Annotated in this window: 14 protein-coding genes and 1 pseudogene; 9 read left to right on the top strand and 6 right to left on the bottom strand. The window is 53.7% G+C overall.

The genetic code is table 11. The features are described from left to right. Positions 1-248 precede the first annotated feature (248 nt). The 3 genes from LOS15_RS04830 to LOS15_RS04820 all read left to right on the top strand — a co-directional run bounded on the left by LOS15_RS04830 (position 249) and on the right by LOS15_RS04820 (position 4,798). Positions 249-1,765 (top strand): IS3 family transposase gene (locus tag LOS15_RS04830; RefSeq protein ID WP_263069628.1). Its coding sequence is split into 2 segments (ribosomal slippage): positions 249-683 and positions 686-1,765, totalling 1,515 coding nucleotides; the frame shifts between segments, so codons are not numbered across the junction. A 456-nt stretch (positions 1,766-2,221) separates the two neighbouring features. Continuing rightward, on the top strand, positions 2,222-3,418 hold the full coding sequence (locus tag LOS15_RS04825; RefSeq protein ID WP_263068506.1) for a DUF3800 domain-containing protein: 1,197 nt from the start codon (positions 2,222-2,224) through the stop codon (positions 3,416-3,418). Positions 3,419-3,632: 214 nt separating this feature from the next. Continuing rightward, a protein-coding gene (locus LOS15_RS04820; RefSeq protein ID WP_263068505.1) for an IS3 family transposase occupies positions 3,633-4,798 on the top strand; the annotation gives its coding sequence in 2 pieces (ribosomal slippage) (positions 3,633-3,894 and positions 3,894-4,798; 1,167 coding nt in all). A 299-nt stretch (positions 4,799-5,097) separates the two neighbouring features. On the opposite strand, the gene LOS15_RS04815 is transcribed toward LOS15_RS04820, so the two are convergent. Continuing rightward, entirely contained in the window at positions 5,098-6,261 is a 1,164-nt protein-coding gene (locus LOS15_RS04815) for a hypothetical protein (protein WP_263068503.1), read from the bottom strand. A gap of 544 nt (positions 6,262-6,805) precedes the next feature. On the opposite strand from LOS15_RS04815, the gene LOS15_RS04810 reads away from it, so the two are divergent. Next, positions 6,806-8,491 carry a DNA topoisomerase gene (locus LOS15_RS04810; protein ID WP_263068502.1) on the top strand — a complete coding sequence of 562 codons (1,686 nt, stop codon included), beginning with the start codon at positions 6,806-6,808 and terminating at the stop codon, positions 8,489-8,491. Between the two features lie 13 nt (positions 8,492-8,504). On the opposite strand, the gene LOS15_RS04805 is transcribed toward LOS15_RS04810, so the two are convergent. Continuing rightward, positions 8,505-9,224: a hypothetical protein gene (locus LOS15_RS04805; protein WP_263068501.1), complete on the bottom strand. Its 720-nt coding sequence runs from the start codon at positions 9,222-9,224 to the stop codon at positions 8,505-8,507. Positions 9,225-9,315: 91 nt separating this feature from the next. Between LOS15_RS04805 and LOS15_RS04800 the strand changes: the two genes are divergently transcribed. Next, a protein-coding gene (locus tag LOS15_RS04800) for an IS5 family transposase (protein ID WP_263068500.1) occupies positions 9,316-10,169 on the top strand; the annotation gives its coding sequence in 2 pieces (ribosomal slippage) (positions 9,316-9,669 and positions 9,672-10,169; 852 coding nt in all). 288 nt (positions 10,170-10,457) lie between these two features. Here LOS15_RS04800 and LOS15_RS04795 read toward each other — a convergent pair. From LOS15_RS04795 to LOS15_RS04785, 3 genes and pseudogenes are all read right to left on the bottom strand, one after another. After that, a pseudogene (locus LOS15_RS04795) lies at positions 10,458-11,027 on the bottom strand (M48 family metalloprotease); the annotation flags it as partial. A 396-nt stretch (positions 11,028-11,423) separates the two neighbouring features. Continuing rightward, a complete protein-coding gene (locus LOS15_RS04790; protein WP_263068499.1) occupies positions 11,424-12,020 on the bottom strand; it encodes a LemA family protein in 597 nt (198 codons plus the stop codon). A gap of 90 nt (positions 12,021-12,110) precedes the next feature. Next, positions 12,111-12,512, bottom strand: coding sequence for a DUF2784 domain-containing protein (locus LOS15_RS04785; RefSeq protein ID WP_263068498.1), 402 nt, complete (start codon positions 12,510-12,512; stop codon positions 12,111-12,113). A gap of 164 nt (positions 12,513-12,676) precedes the next feature. On the opposite strand from LOS15_RS04785, the gene LOS15_RS04780 reads away from it, so the two are divergent. Both LOS15_RS04780 and LOS15_RS04775 read left to right on the top strand, forming a co-directional pair. After that, on the top strand, positions 12,677-13,207 hold the full coding sequence (locus tag LOS15_RS04780) for a Tat pathway signal protein (protein ID WP_263068496.1): 531 nt from the start codon (positions 12,677-12,679) through the stop codon (positions 13,205-13,207). A gap of 13 nt (positions 13,208-13,220) precedes the next feature. Continuing rightward, a complete protein-coding gene (locus tag LOS15_RS04775) occupies positions 13,221-14,813 on the top strand; it encodes a GMC family oxidoreductase (protein ID WP_263068494.1) in 1,593 nt (530 codons plus the stop codon). 72 nt (positions 14,814-14,885) lie between these two features. Here LOS15_RS04775 and LOS15_RS04770 read toward each other — a convergent pair whose 3' ends face one another. Further along, positions 14,886-16,097: a GGDEF domain-containing protein gene (locus LOS15_RS04770; RefSeq protein WP_263068493.1), complete on the bottom strand. Its 1,212-nt coding sequence runs from the start codon at positions 16,095-16,097 to the stop codon at positions 14,886-14,888. A gap of 374 nt (positions 16,098-16,471) precedes the next feature. Between LOS15_RS04770 and LOS15_RS04765 the strand changes: the two genes are divergently transcribed. Further along, a complete protein-coding gene (locus LOS15_RS04765; protein WP_263068492.1) occupies positions 16,472-17,440 on the top strand; it encodes a GlxA family transcriptional regulator in 969 nt (322 codons plus the stop codon). Between the two features lie 79 nt (positions 17,441-17,519). Beyond that, positions 17,520-18,767: a TauD/TfdA family dioxygenase gene (locus LOS15_RS04760; protein WP_263068491.1), complete on the top strand. Its 1,248-nt coding sequence runs from the start codon at positions 17,520-17,522 to the stop codon at positions 18,765-18,767. Positions 18,768-18,793 lie beyond the last annotated feature (26 nt).

Genomic DNA, 18,793 nt, shown 5'->3' with positions numbered 1-18,793 from the left:
AGAGTGGTTCCAAGAGCATATTAAACTTAGCCACCCAGACATAAGAGGAGTATATATAGGGATAAAAACAAGATCAACCTACCATATATAGTGAAAATGAAATTTTTACCTCTATTTTCCACAATGAACATAGGTCTAAATATCAGTATTAGGAAACCCTATCTGTCAGCATAGTTGTCACCCAAACGGATTGATAGGTGATCAACGTGCGTTACCCCGCAGAGCGTAAGGAAGCCATCCTCAAGAAGATGGCGCCGCCCATGAACATGACCATCCCGGAATTAGCCGAACAGGAAGGCATCACCGCGACAACCCTCTACAATTGGAGGAAACAGGCCAGAGCACGAGGACAGGTTTTGCCATCACGTTCTACCCAGCCAGATCAGTGGACCAGCCAGGAGAAGTTCCAGATCGTCCTGGAGACAGCTCCAATGAACGAGGCCGAAGTCAGCGCCTACTGCCGCGAGCGTGGGCTCTACCCCGAGCAGGTGGAGGCCTGGCGGGATGCCTGCATGAACGCCAACGACGATGCGGCAGCGCAGGCCAAGCAGCTTCGACAGGCGCGTAAGGCGGAGCAGAAGCAGCTCCGTAAGCTGGAGCGCGAACTGCACCGCAAGGACAAGGCCCTGGCCGAGACGGCGGCGCTGTTGGCCCTGTCAAAAAAAGCCGAGGCGATCTGGGGCACGACCAACGACGAGGACGACTGACCAGCCTCCCGGATCGCCAGCGTATCGTGACTCTGGTGCAAGACGCCCAGCGTGACGGTGCTCGGCTGGCCAAGGCCTGTCAGGTAATGGGCATCAATGTGCGAACCTATTACCGCTGGGTTGCGGAAGGCGAAGTGACGGCAGATCGCCGCCCCGACGCCGACCGCCCGGAGCCGGCCAACAAGCTGTCGCCCGAGGAACGAGAGGCTGTTGTGGCGCTGTGCAACGCTCCGGAGTATCGGAGCCGCCCTCCGGCCTTCATCGTGGCCGATCAGGCGGACAAGGGCCGCTACCTGGCCTCTGAGTCGACGATGTACCGAGTGCTGCATGAGTACGATCAGCAACACCACCGGGGCCGACAGCAGGCCCCACAGCGCAAGCGACCGCCGACCACGCACCAGGCCACGGCGCCAAACCGGCTTTGGTGCTGGGATATCAACTGGTTACCGGGCCCTGCACGCGGTACTTGGTGGTACCTGTACCTGATCATGGACGTCTTCAGCCGCAAGATCGTTGGGCACGAGGTCTATGAAACCGAGACCGGCGAGCTGGCCGCCGAGCTGATCCAGAAGGCCTGCTGGCGAGAGCACCTCACGGATCGTCACAAGCCCCTAATTCTGCACTCAGATAACGGCAGCCCGATGAAGGCAGCGACCTTCCTGGAGAAGCTCTATGACCTGGGCATCACCCCGTCGTACAGCCGACCAAGGGTCAGTAACGACAACGCCTTCGCCGAGTCGGCCTTCAAGACGCTGAAGTACCGACCAGGTTTTCCCGTCGACGGCTTCGCGACCCTGTCCGAGGCACAGGAGTGGGTCCAGCAATTCGTCGAGTGGTACAACCACGAGCACCGGCACAGCGCCCTTCGCTATGTCACCCCAGGCCAGCGCCATAGCGGCGAAGCCGAGGATATTCTGATGCAGCGCCGAGAGGTCTTTGAGGCCGCGAAGCAGCGCCACCCTGAGCGGTGGGCAGGCGACATCAGGAAGCTCAGCCTGCCGGAGGTGGTACACCTCAATCCCGAGCGGGACCCGGTGCCGCAGGCCGCCGGGTTTTAACGAGCCGAAGTCATTTCATGTGCCAACTATGTTGACAGGCACCGGAAAGCAGCAACTACAGGATAGTCATCGGAATCATTCCAACCTACATCGTCTGGAAATGGCACCTGGTGTATCAAGTGTTGGCAACACTCGCACATCGGCACCACGCGCTGGGATGAGCTCGTCACTGTCAGGCGTTAAACGTCAATGTTCATAATGAAAAATACTTAAAAAGGTAAGTATGACTAGCTTTCTGGTGCTATGGTGGTTTAAGAAGAAAGTATTACAGATTTTCGCTGAACATCGGGATGCCAACAGCTCAGGAGTCAGTTGAGAACCCTTTACAGCGTATATTTGCGTATCGCGTATTTGATCCACGTGATCGATTTACTCAATCTTCATAGACATTTCGCCAAGCATTAGAGTGCTAGTCGATGAAATAATATAACTATGTCATAAAATGTCGGGAATAGTATGAGCAAAAACAGTAAAGCTAAGAGAGATGCAAAAAAAAAGGCGCAAAGTCGAATACAAAATAAAAAACGACATATTGCTTTGCAAGAGAAGCGAAGGATACCAACTATCTACTTTGATGAATCTGGAAATACAGGTTCCAATCTACTTGACATAGATCAACCTGTGTTTACTTTAGCCAGTTGTATATTTTCTAAGGAGGAGTCTGAACAGCTTCTCAATCTTATTGACTCTAATTCTCCTCATGAAGCACATTTCAAAAAGCTTCGTCGTCGAAAATCAGGTCAAGATAGCATCATTAGGTTAATGAGCAGTAGAATGCTTGATGTGAAAAATATCAAAATCAATATATTTCTAAAAGAATTCATGATTACGACGAAGATTGTCGACCTTCTAATCGAGCATATGATGCACTTAATGGGCGAGGACCTATACTTAAATGGTAGGAATATTGCGCTTTCAAATATGCTTTATTACTGCTTACCGACATTTTGTGATAAACACATAGTACAATCTATGTACGAGTCTTTTGTAACAATGATTCGAGAACAAGATCAGGAAAGCATTGGTAAATTTTATAACGATGTAGAAAGGGTAAAAAGCTCTTCATCTGATGAGAAATTTAAGCAGGATATTGATCTTATTCTGGCTACCAAGCATTGTATTGACGATGCTCTAAGTGGGATTGATAAATTTTCGTTAGATCCATCTATACCTGCACTATTTAGTCATTGCGCTCAATGGGGAAACGCATATCCGAAAGGTTTTCATATCATCCATGATGATTCTCATAGTATCGAAAAACAGAGATTATTGTTTGGTCAATTCATGGACTGGACACAAGATGAAGTAGAGGTTGGCTATGATCGAAGGAAATATAATTTACCTCTTAAGGGCAAGTCATTAAGATTTGCTAGCTCTAAAGATTATTCGCAAATTCAGGTCTCGGACATTATAGCTAGTTCCTTCTCATACTGGGCTGCTGGCATTAACCGCGGAGAGACAGAGGACTATTTGTTTTTAGAATTAAACAAACTCGATCTAGACAAGTTTATTGGTCACAATAAAATCTGGCCAACGATGGACGTAACACCAGAGGATTTAGGTACTGTCCATGATGGTGGCTTAAATGCTGCAAACTATACGTCCCTCTTTTTGCATAGAGCAACACCAAATCCAAATGTTGCAAACAATTAACAAGACGCTGTTGTTAGACTGGTTATCCGCTACGATCCAAACCAACTGCAAAGCGCAGTGTAATTCAATCATAAGGGCAAGCATGGACAAGTATAAAAACTAAAGCTGAAGCTGAAGAAAAGGTTTGTATCTCTCTATCATTAGAGGGTATTTCTGATCCTGCCCAGTAACGGTGGACACCTCAAGAACGTCATACGTTACGATGAGGTGAACCATGGCAAGATCGACAACATCAATGAAGAAAAAATCATATACCCGTTACTCAGATGGCTACCGGCAAGAAGCATTAGCGCTTGCTGATCGTATTGGCGTTGCAGCAGCGGCGCGTGAACTGGGAATACACGCGAGTCAGCTCTATCAGTGGCGATCTAAAGCACAGCTGCAGCAAGACACATCCGAGCGAGAGCGGTCGTTGGCAGAAGAAAACGCCCGCTTGAAGCGCCAACTAGCCGAGGCAAATGAAGAGCTGGCCATCACAAAAAAGGCTGCGGTGTACTTTGCGAAAAGCCTGAAGTGAAGTACGCCTTTATCCACCGTCATCGTCAGGCGTTCAGTATTCAGCGTATGTGCCATGTTGTCGGGGTCGCTCGGAGTGGCTACTACGCTTGGCGGCAACGCGAAGGCGCATCGTCCCCAAAACGCAGCCAGCAAGCCATTATCGATCAGCATGTGGCCAAGGCTTATCACCAACGCAAGGGCCGCTCAGGCGCCCCGAGACTAACGCTAGACCTGCGAGATGATGGGATGCCGATCAACCGTAAGACGGTGGCTGCCAGCTTACAGCGTCAGGGCCTGCGCGCTAAAGCAGCTCGTAAGTTCAAGGCCACCACGAACTCACGGCATTCGCTGCCAGTCGCACCGAATCTACTAGAACAAAACTTCACGGCCTCAGCTCCTAATCAAAAGTGGGTGGGTGACATTACCTACTTGGCGACGGGCGAAGGCTGGCTTTACCTGGCAGTGCTCATTGATCTTTACTCTCGTAAAGTGGTCGGTTGGGCAATGAGTGAGCGTATGACGGCCGATCTTGTCTGTGACGCGCTACAGATGGCGCTATGGAGACGCAAAATGCCCAAAGGCGTGATAGTCCATTCGGATCGAGGTAGTCAGTACTGTTCCACGCGTTACCAATCGCTGCTTACCCGGCATGAGCTTACGTGCAGCATGAGCGCCAAAGGCAACTGCTATGATAATGCCTGTGCCGAAAGCTTCTTCCACAGCCTCAAGGTTGAAGCGATCCATGGGGAGCAATTTACAACGCGAAACGATATGAGGCGCCAGGTGTTTGAGTACGTCGAGCTGGACTACAACAAACAACGGCGGCACAGTGCTATTGGGATGATCAGCCCAGAGGCCTTTGAAGCCCGAATGATCGCTTAAACCAGTGTCCACTGTTGCTGGGTAAGATCATTCCGATCGGAAAGGACGAGCGCCCGTTATCTGACAATTTAGTGTTACCAGTGAGAGCTGAAATGGCTTCCGGCATGGTCTCAACCAAAAAAAGAGAATTAGCAAAAAAACTGCGTGTTTCTTCGCCTCGATTGAAACGTTACAGATGAGGAATTGGCGTCCACTTAGACCCGGTTCATAGCGTTTCAGACGATTGCGCACGAGCAACTTAACGTCTTATTTTACTTTATTTAAGTAGGCAGATATGAAGGCCTGCCTTTTTGACGGTGTCAAAATAGATGGTCGGGTAAGGAGCGACCATGCAAAAAATAGTCATTCTTAAAGGCACTATCGATTGGAGAGATTCGATGCATGAACCCATTGCTCTGTGCGTCGGAAATGCATATGAGTTTGCTTAGTAATGTGAGAGTCTGACGTTGGATAGGATTGAGATTTTGCTTAATATCTATAAGTTCCTCAACTGAGTGATCTTCCAAGAAATTGAAATGGCTACCTAGCAAACCACAGATGCCATCAGACAATTGAGTTTCTATGCAATCAAGCGAATCCACAAAAGAATATTCTACGAATTGTCCCATATATTCGACTTGAATGCTCCCTAGCGCCTCTTGTACTTCGGTTTCTTTGTCAAATGTATGAGAACTTGTGGGATACATATACAAAGGCCGTAGAAATTGACTGTCGAAGCTATCAATAAGCACGTTGTCTTTGTTGTCCATAATGAAGGGTAACTCTGTAAGGTTAGCCGCTTTACGAACCATATATATAACCAGTTCACTAATGTCAGAATTAGGTTTTTTGGAAACTGACTCAAGAAAATCAGAAAATTCCATCATGAACGCAGAGCTTAAATTTCGTTGTACATTTGGAAACCGATATTTTTTTAGAATTGGCACCAATCGATCTAAGTCTGCATTGGCAAGGTTGAATAGTTCATTCTTGATATGCAAAACATACGGCATGTATTGGCGAAGCTCAGGCTCGTCCCAAAGCGAATCCACAATATCCACCAGTGACCAATAGAGGATGTTGAAATTGTTATAGTGGACGAACACCCCATTTTCAATCAGCCACGCCAAAAATGTCCTTAGTTTCTTGGAGTTCAACACGCCAAGATAGCTACCTGCTGCAAGCTGATTGAACTTTATTTCTTTAGCAGACTTCTGGATGTGCAGCGATTTGATAAGCTCATGAAATCCAGTTAACGGTTCGGACTTCTTGTATACGATGCCGCCTAAGACAAAATTTTTAGGCCGTTCGTTGAATCCATCCTCCCTGATCCAAAACTTGCGGATGTTGTTCGTTTCATCGTAAAAAAAAGCATATTCTTCGTCTAGTCCGTAGAGGGATTGCTCCCCAAAGATGTTTAGGAGCATGCCTGCTCTAAGCTTCTCAGCATTCAGGACGATGGTATTCGGGGACTCTTCGCTCATTATAAACCTATAGTAATCATATGGACTCATCGATGAGTCCATTGGTAGGCATGGATCTATATTTTTATACTATCATTAGAAAAGCCAACTAAGAAATTTCCAGAGTGAGGGTTTTGCTGGCCATGACAGATCGTAGACGATAATTAGCTAAAGGCGATCAGTGATGGTTAATTTATTGAATAAAAAACGCCATTTTGGTGGTTTTAAGGGAATCGCTACTACTTTTTTTATCCATCTTTACGGCGATAGTGAGAGCAATGTCCATGAATACGGGGGTAAATAGCAAAACGTAATACATGATCATAATTTGCCCTCCTTCTCTGTATCTGCCCTATCATAGCCCTCCTTCTCTGTATCTGCCCTATCATAGATGTCAAATACGGTTGCTGCACTTTTTACGATCACCCCGACAAAACTCATAAATTACGATAAGATCTTTGGGGCAGGAAAATTTCAGTGAAGTTTGAAGCTGATGAAAGGGGTGGGTTCTCGTTAGGCTGGCACAAACCGCTATTTTTATAGAGATCACTGAAAGTGTGAAATGATGCAACTATCAATAAAATCAGATAATTACATATTTTCACGCTTTATTACTTGTAATAGTGACGACGAAGGCCAGCTGCTGGTACAAGAGGTGATCGAGCACTTGAAGTACCGTGGCCCGGTACAGCGACTATTGATCAGTGACCTTAACCGCCCGGCAGTAAGTCGTGCGCTGGCCAGCCTGCGGCCGAATGCCGAGTTTCAGCCGCTGTTCCAGGCGGCCCAAGCGCGCTCTCGGGCCGACTGGCTTTACGGGATTAACTTAACCCGCGCCTGGACGCTCACCGGCCGCCAAGCCGGGCACGATGGCGTGCTCTCGGTAGGCCGCGTACAAACCCCGGTATTGGGGCTGATCGCACGGCGGGACAACACCATTCGCGATTTCAAACCCCACCCGTTCTACCCGCTTTGGGTAGATTTACAGGTGGCGCAAGGCCAGCTGCGCGCCTGGTGGGCACCTAAAGCGCATCAACCTCTGGATGACCAAGGACGACTGATTGACCGCACGCCTGCCGATTCCCTGGCCACTCAGCTACCCGGCGCACGCGGCACGCTCACCACATTAGATCAGCAAGAGAAGCGCCAAGCGCCGCCGCTACCCTACTCGCTCTCTGCCCTGCAGGTGGATGCCGCCCGCCGCTTTGGGCTTTCCGCGCAGATGGTGCTGGATATTTGCCAGCGGCTATACGAACAGCACAAGCTGATCACCTACCCCCGCTCAGACTGTCGCTACCTGCCGGAAGATCACTTAGCACTTGCCCAGCGCAGTCTCTCCGGTGCCTGCCAAAACGACGACACCCTACGTGGATGGCTCAACGGGGCCGACTTTACTCTGCGCTTGAAAGCCTGGAATGATAAACAGGTCGGCGCGCACCACGCCCTGGCGCCTACCGGCAAGCCCGCCGACTTCAGCCAGCTTTCCGCCACCGAAGGCCATGTGTTTCGGCTGATTGTGCGCAACGTCATGGCGCAGTTCTACCGCCCGCTGCGCACCTTTGAAGTAAAAGCTGAGTTCACCCTGCTTCAAGAAGCCTTTCGTGCTCGCGGCCAAAGCATTCTCGACCCCGGCTGGAAACCGCTGTTTACCACCCGCGAAGACACCCCGCCGCTACCCCCGCTCACCCAAGGCGAAGCCTGCCAAGCACTCGGCGCAGGTGTGGAGGAAAAAGAGACCCGACCGCCAGAGCCGTTCACCGATGCCAGCTTAATCAAAGCAATGATGAACATTGGCCGCTATGTGGACGACCCGGAGGTGCGCCGCACCCTGCGCGACACCGACGGCCTGGGCACCGAAGCTACCCGGGCAGGCATTATTGAAACCCTGGTGCAGCGCGGCTACTTGGTGCGCCAGCAAAAAGCCCTACGCGCCACCAAGCTCGGCTGCGCGCTTATCGCCGCCCTGCCCAGCGCGGTAAGCACGCCGGAACGCACCGCCCTCTGGGAGCAGCGCCTGCGGGCGATTGCCGAACAGCAAGACGACCCCGGCGCATTTCAGCACGCGCTGCTGGAAGACTTACGCGTCCTACTAAGCCAAAACGACGCGGCCAAACTGCGCCACAGCCTGCAAACCGCTCAAGGCGAAGCCGCCGCGCCCGCAAAGCGCGGGGCGGCAACCAAGAAAAGCTATACCAAAAGAAAAACCACAACGACCAGAAAGCGCACCGCAAGAAAGCCAAAAAGCGTTTAAACGCGATGGACGCCTAAGCCTCGTCTGAAAGCAGCGGCGGCATGGGGCAATCAAGGATATCGGCCATTGCCCAGAACAGCTCCGCCTCGGCAGGCAGAATGCGTCCGCTGTGCTCAATACAGCGCGCCATAGCCTGCAGTAAGGCTGGCTTGTGCAACGGCTTCAGGCGCCGCAAGCGCTCAACGGCGAGGCTAAGTGCCTGCATGTCGCTGACATCCTCCACCTCCGCCAAGTCAAAAGGCAGCGCATTCCCAGCCGCTGTCAGCGCGGCGCTAATTTCCGCGGGGTCATCCTGCCCGGCGGCAGCCAGCACCGCGAGGAGCTGCTGGCACTCCCCTTTAAGGTCGCTTAACTTTAGATTAGAAGGCCCGCCATGCTGTTCACCCAAGTTGTTTAACACCAGCTGGTAGAGCGTCCATTCAAACAGGCTGACTTTGCCATCCGCATCAATCAGCCGCTCCATACAGAGGCGAAAGTGCTGGCCCTGCTCGTTGGAAAGTGCCTGTAACGCGGGTAGCGTCAGCTCGATCAGCGGCAACCGCAGGTGTACATCCAGCCTTGAGACCTCGGGCCCACACACCAGTAATGCTTGGTACACATCAGGCAGGGCCGCTTGCTCTAACGCCTTTAGCTGATGCTCTCGCACTGCCTGCTCATCGCTTAACAGCAGCGCGTAGATCAACGCACGGGCGGTATAAGGCTCATGGGCAGCGTCCTTTATCGGCGCTGGCAAGGCGTTGAGTACTGACTGCGCATGCGCTAGGTTTTGTACGAAAAGCCTTATCTGCTAACTTTACCTATGCAAAAGCAACATAGGTAAAAAAATGGTCGGACGTTACGAGATCTCTGATAACGGCTGGGCACAGATTGAAGATATCGTGGCACCTCCTCAAACCATGGGCAGACCCAGGCGGGATGACCGCAAAATGCTCAATGGTATCTTCTGGATGCTTTGCTCTGGCGCCAAATGGCGTGATTTACCTGAGCGTTATGGCCCTTGGTCGACGGTTTATGATCGGTTCCGCAAGTGGCGTGATGACGGCACCTTTGAAGCGGTACTTTCTCGCTTGCAGCTCAAACTACGTGAAGATGGGCTGATGGATCTAGATACGTGGATGATCGATGCCACTTCCGTGCGAGCTACACGCGCTGCCGCTGGAGGCGGTAAAAAGGGGGCTCGAAAGAACCGCTAGACCACGCGCTCGGCCGTAGCCGCGGTGGTTTAACAACCAAAATCCATTTGGTTTGTGATCGTCATGGCTGGCCACTGGCGTTCACGCTGTCTCCTGGTCAAGAGGCAGATTCTCGTCACTTCGTTGCGACATTAGAGAGCATTCATCTACCAGGTGGCGTCGGGCGACCTCGCAAACGTAGTCGCTATATGGTGGCTGATAAAGGATACGACAGCAATGAGCTACGTCGTTATTGCGATAGGCATGGCATCAAGTCCGTGATTGCTCAGCGCAATATGCACCGTAGAACCCGGCCTGGACTACCCAGGCGGTTCGATAAACCCAAATATCGGCAACGGAATGCGATAGAGCGTTGCTTTGGCTGGCTTAAAGAATGTCGCCGTATCGCTACACGCTATGAAAAGCTGGCAAGTAGCTTTAAGGCGTTGGTATGCATGGCGTGCATCGACCGTTGCTTGCGAGCCAACTTTTCGCACAAAGCCTAGGTGGCGTTGATCGGGCTTTCCCATGGCGCCAATGGCGGTTTGCGCAGAAGCGCCGGTTAATATAGCTGAGATAACGCCCGCACCGGCCATATCAGCATCTTGCGTGCCTGTTCGAATACCCGCTCTAAACCCGGCTCCCGGCCGTGCTTGGCTTTCTGCGCTTGAGGTGTCGCTTTCGACCTGTTGCGGGGGCGTTTCGACTTCGAAGCGGCCATTCCAGTCAGGCATTACCCGCTGGACACGCTCGTTAAGTGGCGGGTGGGTCGCCATCAGTTGGGTAAACCCTGACCGCAACCCCTGGCCGAAGAGCAGATGGCTGAACTCTGCCGTATGGGACGCTTGCAGGTTAGATCCTTGCGCATGTGCGCCAATCTTCACCAGTGCGTTTCCGATGCCTTTGGGGTTACGGGTAAATTGCACGGCAGAGGCATCAGCCAAATATTCCCGCTGCCGGCTCACCGCTGATTTGATCAAATTACCAAAAAAGGTGCCCGCGTAGCCGATCAGCATTAACGAGGCCCCGAGCGCTAGCACTACAATGGCTGAGTTATTACGCTTGTTGCCGCCCACTCGACGAAAACGCATGCTGCGCAGCAGTGTTCCGCCCAGCAGGCCAATTAACAGGATGCCGTGCAATATGCTCACTAGGCGAATATTCAGCCGCATGTCACCGTGCAGAATATGGCTGAACTCGTGGGCGACCACGCCTTGCAGCTCGTCGCGGTTTAAGTGGCGAATCGCCCCACGGGTAATGCCGATGACCGCACTGCTGGGCCGATAGCCTGCCGCAAAGGCATTAATGCCCTCCTCCTCTAACACATAAACCAAGGGCACCGGCGTGCCTGAGGCAATGGCCATCTCTTCCACCACATTGAGGATTCGGCGCTCGTCAGCATCGCGAGTATTTAGATTGATCTCGCGCCCACCCAGCGCTTCCGCCACTGCCCGGCCACCACGGCTTAACTGGTGCTGCTTGAACAACCCACCTAGCACCACAACAACAATCACCGCCGCTGCCACACCCGCCACCAGCTCGAGGGACAAAGCTGACATTACCCCGTCAACCGAAAGATCCGTTTGGGCAGCGGATTGCTCTCCGCCCATAAAATGCAGCGTAAGGACAACGACCAGCGTGGTGACAATAATTAGGGCGAGCACGGCCAGTACGAGTAAAATAACCAAGTGACCGGTTTTGCGGCGAGCGTGATCCTGTGCAGTAAAAAAATCCATTAGCCCTGTCCACTCCGCGGTTATTTAGAACGACACCTTAGGCGCCACCTGAATTTGGGCGCTGTCTTCAAACTCTAGCAACGCAGCATCTTCGCCATGGCCGAACATGCCGGCCACCGCCACCTGGGGAAAACTCTGCCTGTAGGTGTTGTAGTGCATCACGGAGTCATTAAATGCCTGGCGCGAAAACGCCACTTTGTTTTCAGTACTGGTGAGCTCTTCAGAGAGCTGCTGCATGTTCTGCGAGGCTTTCAAGTCTGGATAGGCTTCCATCACCACATTAAGCCGCCCCATTGCTTGTGTCAGCGCGCCTTCAGCCCCGCCTAAATCAGCCATCGCCTTGGCGCTACCTGGGTTTTCAGCAGCCGCTTTCAAGCCCGCCGACGCAGTGTTACGTGCCTCAATCACCGCCTGCAGCGTTTCCCGCTCATGGCTGAGGTAGCCCTTTGCCGTCTCCACCAGATTAGGAATCAAGTCGTGGCGGCGCTTCAGCTGCACTTCAATCTGAGCAAAGGCATTCTGGAACCGGTTTCGCAATGCCACAAGGCGGTTGTAGATGGCAACCACATAGAAAACAAGAGCGGCGAGGATCGCCAACACAACAATGAGCGTAATCGACATAATTTTTCCTTCGTTGAGCGAGAGCACGAGAGTGCAACGGAGTGGCTATTCCATTAGCAAAAATAGTAGCACTTAAGCGCTTTAAACGTACTAGCGACGGCGTGAGCGTGGCCGCACCACGAACCAGCTTGCCACCACCAAGCTACCAAATAGGCTATATATCAGCACAAATACCCAATCTGGCGCAGTGAAATACAAAAAACGATGCAGCCAGTGCTGAATAAAGGAGCCTGAATAGGTGCCTGCCCCCGCTTCAGCGCGAAGCGCCATTTCCCACGTGGTTAATGGGCACACCATGCCTAACCAGGACTGCACTACGACATAACCGATGGCGCAAAGGTGAGTGACCCGAAAAACACGGCGACGCACCCAGCGCCAGTTAAGAAAATAACCGACATAGATCGCCACCAAACCAAACACCACAAAGGCCACAAACAGCACGTGGATAATGAGGATGGCGTCAGCAAGCCGCAGTAATAACCAGGATGGCATAGAACGTATGCTTAACCTCTTAAATAGCCGAGATAGCTTGTTTACGCTTTAGCGCTGCCTCCGGCGTTGGCAACCTTCATCCAATTGACGGGCTAACACGGTTACTCTAGGTTATTGGCTGATATAACAACAACAGTGGCTAAGCCGCATAGATGAGATAAACCATGCCCTCCACCACCCAGGTTAGGTTAAGCCGTCGCGAGCTGCTCAAGCTGGGCGCTGGCGCAAGCGTAGCGCTAACCACCGTGGGTGTAACGGCCACGCTGACAGGCTGTAGCAGCAGCGAGCCAGCAACTGACTACCGCATACTGCGTAGCAGCGACCTACCCATCTTAGGCGCTATTTTGCCTGCACTTGTTGGCGCACACCCCGCTATGCCCGCCCATCTACCGGCCGCCCTAAAGCGGCTAGATGAAAGCTTGGCTTATATGTCGACCCACGTGCACCAGGATGTGTATGAGCTGCTTGACCTACTGAGCATGCGGTTAACCCGCGGCCCGTTGACTGGCATTTGGGGCCACTGGGAAAACGCCGAGCCGGCCCAGGTCGTGCATTTTCTCGAACGCTGGCGCGATAGCCGCTTCGACCTATTACGCCAGGGCCATGCTGCCTTAAGCCAGCTGCTATTAATGGCGTGGTATGCGTTACCGGCCTCCTGGGAACACACTGGCTATCCCGGCCCGCCCGTTTTCTGATAGGGACACCACCATGCCGATTCCCGACCTATATACCCAAGGCATCGCACAAGGATGGCAGGTCACCGATGCCACCACGCTCAACAGCGGCGCCGAGTTTAGCGCGGATGTCCTGATTATAGGGAGCGGCGCCGGCGGCGCGACCAGCGCGCGCATTCTCTCAGAAGCGGGTCTACGCGTACTCATCATTGAGGAAGGCGGCCTGTTTACCTCTACCAGCTTCAAAGGCGACGAAGCCAACGCCTATGCCCAGCTTTACCAAGAGGGAGCAGCGCGGACCACACAAGATGGAGGCATTGGCATACTGCAAGGCCGCAGCGTGGGCGGCTCTACCACGGTGAACTGGACCAGCAGCTTTCGCACCCCAGATGCTACGCTGCAGCACTGGGCAGACGTTCATCAGGTCAAGGGGATTGATAGCGCGAGTTTAGCGCCTTGGTTTGAACAGGCCGAACAGCAGCTTGGCATTAGCCCCTGGCAAGTGCCGCCCAATGCCAATAACGACGTCATCAAATCAGGCTGCGAACAGCTGAGGTGGCACTGGGCAACGATACCGCGCAATGTGCGTGGCTGCGCCAACCTGGGCTATTGCGGCACGGGCTGCCCGCTAAATGCCAAGCAGTCTATGCTGGTAACCAGCCTCCCGGCGGCGCTGAACGCTGGCGCTCGGCTCATACACCGGCTACGCGCCGAACGGTTGATATTTGACGGCAACCGAGTGAGCGGCGTGCAGGCACGCGCCATGAACGCCACGCTAAACCAAGCAGACGGCGCTTCTATTACCCTACGTGCGGGCCATGTGATTTTGGCAGGCGGCGGTATAAATAGCCCCGCCCTACTGCTGCGATCGCAGGCACCCGACCCTTACAACCGGCTGGGCAAACGCACGTTTCTACACCCGGTCAATTTTTCTTTTGCCCAGTTTGAGCACCGTATTGATGGCTTTTATGGCGCGCCACAATCGATCTACTCCGACCAGTTTCAGTGGGCGCAGGGCACGACCGGGCCCATGGGGTTTAAGCTAGAAGTGCCGCCTATGCAGCCTAGTATCACTGCAGCGCTGCTGGGCGGGCATGGTTCGCAAAGCTTGGCACGCATGGAGCAACTGGCTTATAGCAACCTGATGATTGCGCTAATGCGCGATGGGTTTCATGAGCAGAGCACCGGGGGCACCGTTATCCTGCGTAAGGACGGTAGCCCAACGCTGGATTACCCGCTCAACGACTTCCTTTGGCAAGCCGTGCGCCGGGCCTGGTTGGCGATGGGAGAAATTCAGTTTGCCGCAGGTGCCATCGCTGTTGCGCCGGTACACGCCCATGGTCGCTTAAGCCGCAACTTAGCTGAGTACCAAGCTCAAATTGAACAGCTTAGCTACCGTCTTCACGATGTGCGCCTTGCCAGTGCCCATGTAATGGGCGGTTGCGCCATGGGAGAAGATCCGCAGCGGGCAGTCACCAATAGCCAAGGCCGCCATCACCACATCAGCAACCTGTCTATTCTGGACGGCTCCTTATTTCCCACCAGCATTGGCGCCAACCCCCAGCTCTCGATCTACGCCTTGGTAGGTCGCTTAGCCAGTGAGCTACGCGATGAGCTTACTGCATGACCAAACACGTGCGGCGCTAGCCAAACATGCACGGGGCCATGACGAGCAGCTGCACGGTGTCTTGCTTGAGGTTTAATTGTCGTTTCTTACACCCTCGTCGCATACCACCACTTGGTCTCTGCCGCTGCGCTTACCCACATAAAGCCTCTCATCGGCACTCTTAATCAAGGCATCAAGATCGGTCTCTTCAGCCTGCGTTGTTGCCACACCAATCGTCACGCTTGGGCATAGTAGTGGGCGCATACCTTCTGCCCGTGAAAGCTCGGCAACCCGCTGTTTTAACCGCTCGGCGATTAGCTGCGCATCGCTGGTTGTAGTGTTGGGCAAAGCGACCACAAACTCCTCCCCTCCAAACCGCCCGATGATATCTCCCGGGCGCAGCGACTGCTCGCAGGTCTTGGCTATCGTGGTCAGCACCCAATCCCCATAACTATGCCCCCAGGTGTCGTTGATGTGCTTAAAGTGATCGATATCGATCATCAGCAAGCTAAAGGGTGCGTTTTCAGATTGGGAGCGCTGCAGAAGCTTTGTTGCCAGGTGTATAAAGTGACCACGGTTGTTGAGACTGGTGAGTGCATCTCGCTCTGCGAGCACTCTTAGCTGCTCCTCTAGCGATTTCCGGTGCGCAATCTCTTGATGGAGCTGGCGGTTTTGATCTCGCTCTTCATGCAACAACGCATACTGCTTACGCTGCAGGCTTTCCAAACGTAGTAAAGCGCCGAAGCCTACCACCACCCCCATAATTAGCAGCAGTGAGACCAGCAGCGTAGGAATAGGAGCCAGCCCGGCAAACAGCACCGCCGCCGTTAAAAAGCCGATATTTAGATAAAGGCTGGCCGCCGTCACGACGGTTAACAAATTAGGGATCAGAAGGTAAAACGCCATGGTCGCAACCACGACAGCGGTAATTTGCGTAGAGATGCTTTCAGGGCGCAGCGGTACTATCAAAATAATGCCTGTGGCGAACACCCAGAGCGGCAGGGCGTGAAGCCACGGGCGGTAGTCGGTGCCACCCCAGCGCTTTACCGTAAAAGCAACGAGCAAACAGGTACTTACCACCACCACGCGCATCGCTAGCAGCAGATAGAACTCCCTGCTCAGGCCCAGCAGATAGTAATCGGCAATTGCGAACATCCCAAACACAAAGGCCGCCACGTTCACCGCAAGGCTGAACTCGGCTCTTACGCTTTGGTATATGGATTGGCGATACCCCAGCTCCAGGTAAGCGTCGCAAAATTGGCCAGTCAACCAGTGCACTTGGTTCTGCTGTTTTTGTAACGCCAACGTCCTACTCTCCCCGTGAAGTAACACCGCACTTGTTCTTAAGTTGTCACACTTACCAATCGGTCAACGCTATGTATTCTTATAGTTTAGGCGGGTATTAAAAGCCACTTTTGTTAAGGAAGTCGTATTTTTATACGAGAAAGGTTGTTTGTGCACGCAGCGTAGCCAACGTTCCAGCGCCTAGCTCACTTGAAGCTAGGCAGTGCCTGAATGCCTACCTAGAACTCAAGCGCATCACACGCCCCTTGAGTATCTGATGGACGCTAAGGCACGACTGCGCTCACCATTGTGTGGCACACTCAGCGATTTACGTCTTTGGACTAAACGATTTAACGCTTCCAAGAGCGCCGCTTTCCTATGCCTTCTTGACAACGATGAGACTTAAGCCTCCCGATACGGTACCCGAGCACATTGGTTTTTTGCTTCTGCCGCGCTTCGCCATGGTGGCGTTCTTCTCTGCGATTGAGCCACTACGCATTGCCAATCGCATCAACGGACGCCCGCTGTTTGAGTGGCATTTGATCAGCCGCGATGGCGAACCCGTCACGGCCTCTAACGGCATGACACTCGCCGTGAATAGCTCGCTTCGCGCTGCCCTTGAGGTGCCTAGCTTGGCAGTCTGCGCAAGCTTTGAGCCTGAGAATGGCCTTGATGACGAACTCATTAGCTGGCTGCGGGAGCGCGCCCGCGACGGATGCGTGCTTGGCGGTATCGATACCGGCTGCTACGCGCTTGCTGCCGCTGGCCTGCTTGGTGATCAAACGGTGACCCTGCACTGGGAATGCCTGACAGACTTCCGCACCCGCTTTCCGCGAGTGGACGCTGTGGAGTCGATTTATGAGATTACCGAGGAGGGCTTCTCCTGCGCTGGCGGCAGTGCCGCTATCGACATGAGCCTCGACCTCATCCGGCGACGGCACGGTGACGCGCTCGCCAAACAGGTGCGCGCCCAGCTCATTCATGTGCAGGGGCGTCGCCCGGCCAGTCGCCAGCGCGACCCCGCGATGCCACAAGAGCCGATGCTTCAACAGGCTATTGCCTTGATGGAGGCGAATCTGGCGTCGCCGCTTAGTATCCGCACGCTGGCGCACGAACTTGGCATTAACTGGCGTCGTCTCGACCGCCTTTTCGCCCGACATTTAGCGATGTCTCCCCAACAGACCTACCTAGCTCGGCGCTTAGATCACGCTTATCGACTGCTGTGTGAAACGCCGCATAGCATTATGGATATCAGCCTGGCCTGTGGCTTTGCCTCTCCTTCGAGCTTCAGCCGCGCCTTTCGCCACCGCTACGGCGCCACGCCTCGCCAGTTACGCCAGCAGGCAGTGTCGAATTATGCATAGTTTCTGTCGAATCCTGCTGCGCAGCCTAACCACCTAACCGGCATCCTAAGCGTCATCACTTATCGCTTAGGAGCGCCACATGACTCAATCCCTTCCCCTCACCCCTGATTACGATGTGTGGCCTGTTGAAGCTCAGCTGCACGAAGTGTCTTTCAAGCCACGCCTGCTAACGGTGTCCTGGAGCGACGGCCGTGAGAGCCGCTACCACAGTATCTGGCTACGCGAAAACGCGGCCGACGAAACAACCGTCAACCCGGCCACGCGCGAACGTATTCTTGATCTTTCCACCTTGACTAGCTGGCCTGAGATTACCGGCGCCGAGATTGATGAAGCCGGCGCGCTGTGCGTTGATTTCGCACCCGAAGGACGGCGCTTACGCTTCCACCCTGGCTGGCTGCGAGCGCACGACTACGGCAACGCTGACGATCCAGAAGCACCGCTTGTACCGGTCACGACGTGGCAGCGAGACTCAGAAGATGGCCCAGACACCTTGGACGCCACCGGCCTGCTTGACACCGAAGAAGGCAGCCAAGCGGAAGAGGAGATTCTCGCTCCTGCACTTACCAGCATATTGGGCAAGGGGTTGGTGCGCCTGCGCAACCTGCCTATTGAACCCGGCTCACTCGAAGCGATTGCGCAGCGCATCGGCCCCGTAAGGCCCACCAACTTCGGCCTGCTGTTCAACGTGAAAGCCAAACCGAACCCGGATTCCAACGCGTATACGTCCATCGCCCTGCCCCCACATGTCGACCTACCCACTCGGGAGTATCAGCCGGGTATGCAAATGCTCCACTGCCTGGAAAACAGCGTGAAAGGCGGCGAGGCAGTGATGCTAGACGGGTTTGCGGTGGCCGAGGCACTGCGCGAGCGCCACCCGGACACCTTTACCACGCTTACCCAGGTACGTTGGTGCTTTGCGAATACCGCCAAGACCACTGATTACGTCTGGTACTCGCCAATGATCCGTCTTGATGATCGCGGCGAGCTGTTAGAAGTGCGCATCGCCGATTTCCTACGTGGGCCGCTGCAAACGCGTTTTGAGGACGTAGAACCCGCTTATGAAGCTCTAATGGTTCTTCAGAAAATGCTGCACGACCCTGCATTCGCCATTCGCTTCACCTATCAGCCAGGCGATTTGGTGATCTTCGATAACCGCCGACTTCTCCACGCCCGCGATGCGTTCGAAGGCACGAGCGGTCATCGTTGGCTGCAAGGTTGCTACATGGAACGCGATGAAATTCGCTCGCGTTACCGGATGGTGAGGCGCGCCTCTCAGCAACGCCTTGCTAGTGTCAGCCCCACCCAGGCCAGCTCGGCCATGGTCTAAGCAAGTGCCAACTAGCCACTCTGCCC

Source organism: Halomonas sp. 7T, from assembly GCF_025643255.1.
Classification (GTDB): domain Bacteria; phylum Pseudomonadota; class Gammaproteobacteria; order Pseudomonadales; family Halomonadaceae; genus Vreelandella.
Note: the sequence above shows the minus strand (reverse complement) of the source record. Positions and strands in the feature narration are given on the sequence as shown.

Coding starts and splice junctions, on each gene's coding strand:
- LOS15_RS04825 (WP_263068506.1), top strand. CDS start 2,222: ATGAGCAAAAACAGTAAAGCTAAGAGAGATGCAAAAAAAAAGGCGCAA.
- LOS15_RS04815 (WP_263068503.1), bottom strand. CDS start 6,261: ATGAGCGAAGAGTCCCCGAATACCATCGTCCTGAATGCTGAGAAGCTT.
- LOS15_RS04810 (WP_263068502.1), top strand. CDS start 6,806: ATGCAACTATCAATAAAATCAGATAATTACATATTTTCACGCTTTATT.
- LOS15_RS04790 (WP_263068499.1), bottom strand. CDS start 12,020: ATGTCGATTACGCTCATTGTTGTGTTGGCGATCCTCGCCGCTCTTGTT.
- LOS15_RS04785 (WP_263068498.1), bottom strand. CDS start 12,512: ATGCCATCCTGGTTATTACTGCGGCTTGCTGACGCCATCCTCATTATC.
- LOS15_RS04780 (WP_263068496.1), top strand. CDS start 12,677: ATGCCCTCCACCACCCAGGTTAGGTTAAGCCGTCGCGAGCTGCTCAAG.
- LOS15_RS04775 (WP_263068494.1), top strand. CDS start 13,221: ATGCCGATTCCCGACCTATATACCCAAGGCATCGCACAAGGATGGCAG.
- LOS15_RS04765 (WP_263068492.1), top strand. CDS start 16,472: ATGAGACTTAAGCCTCCCGATACGGTACCCGAGCACATTGGTTTTTTG.
- LOS15_RS04760 (WP_263068491.1), top strand. CDS start 17,520: ATGACTCAATCCCTTCCCCTCACCCCTGATTACGATGTGTGGCCTGTT.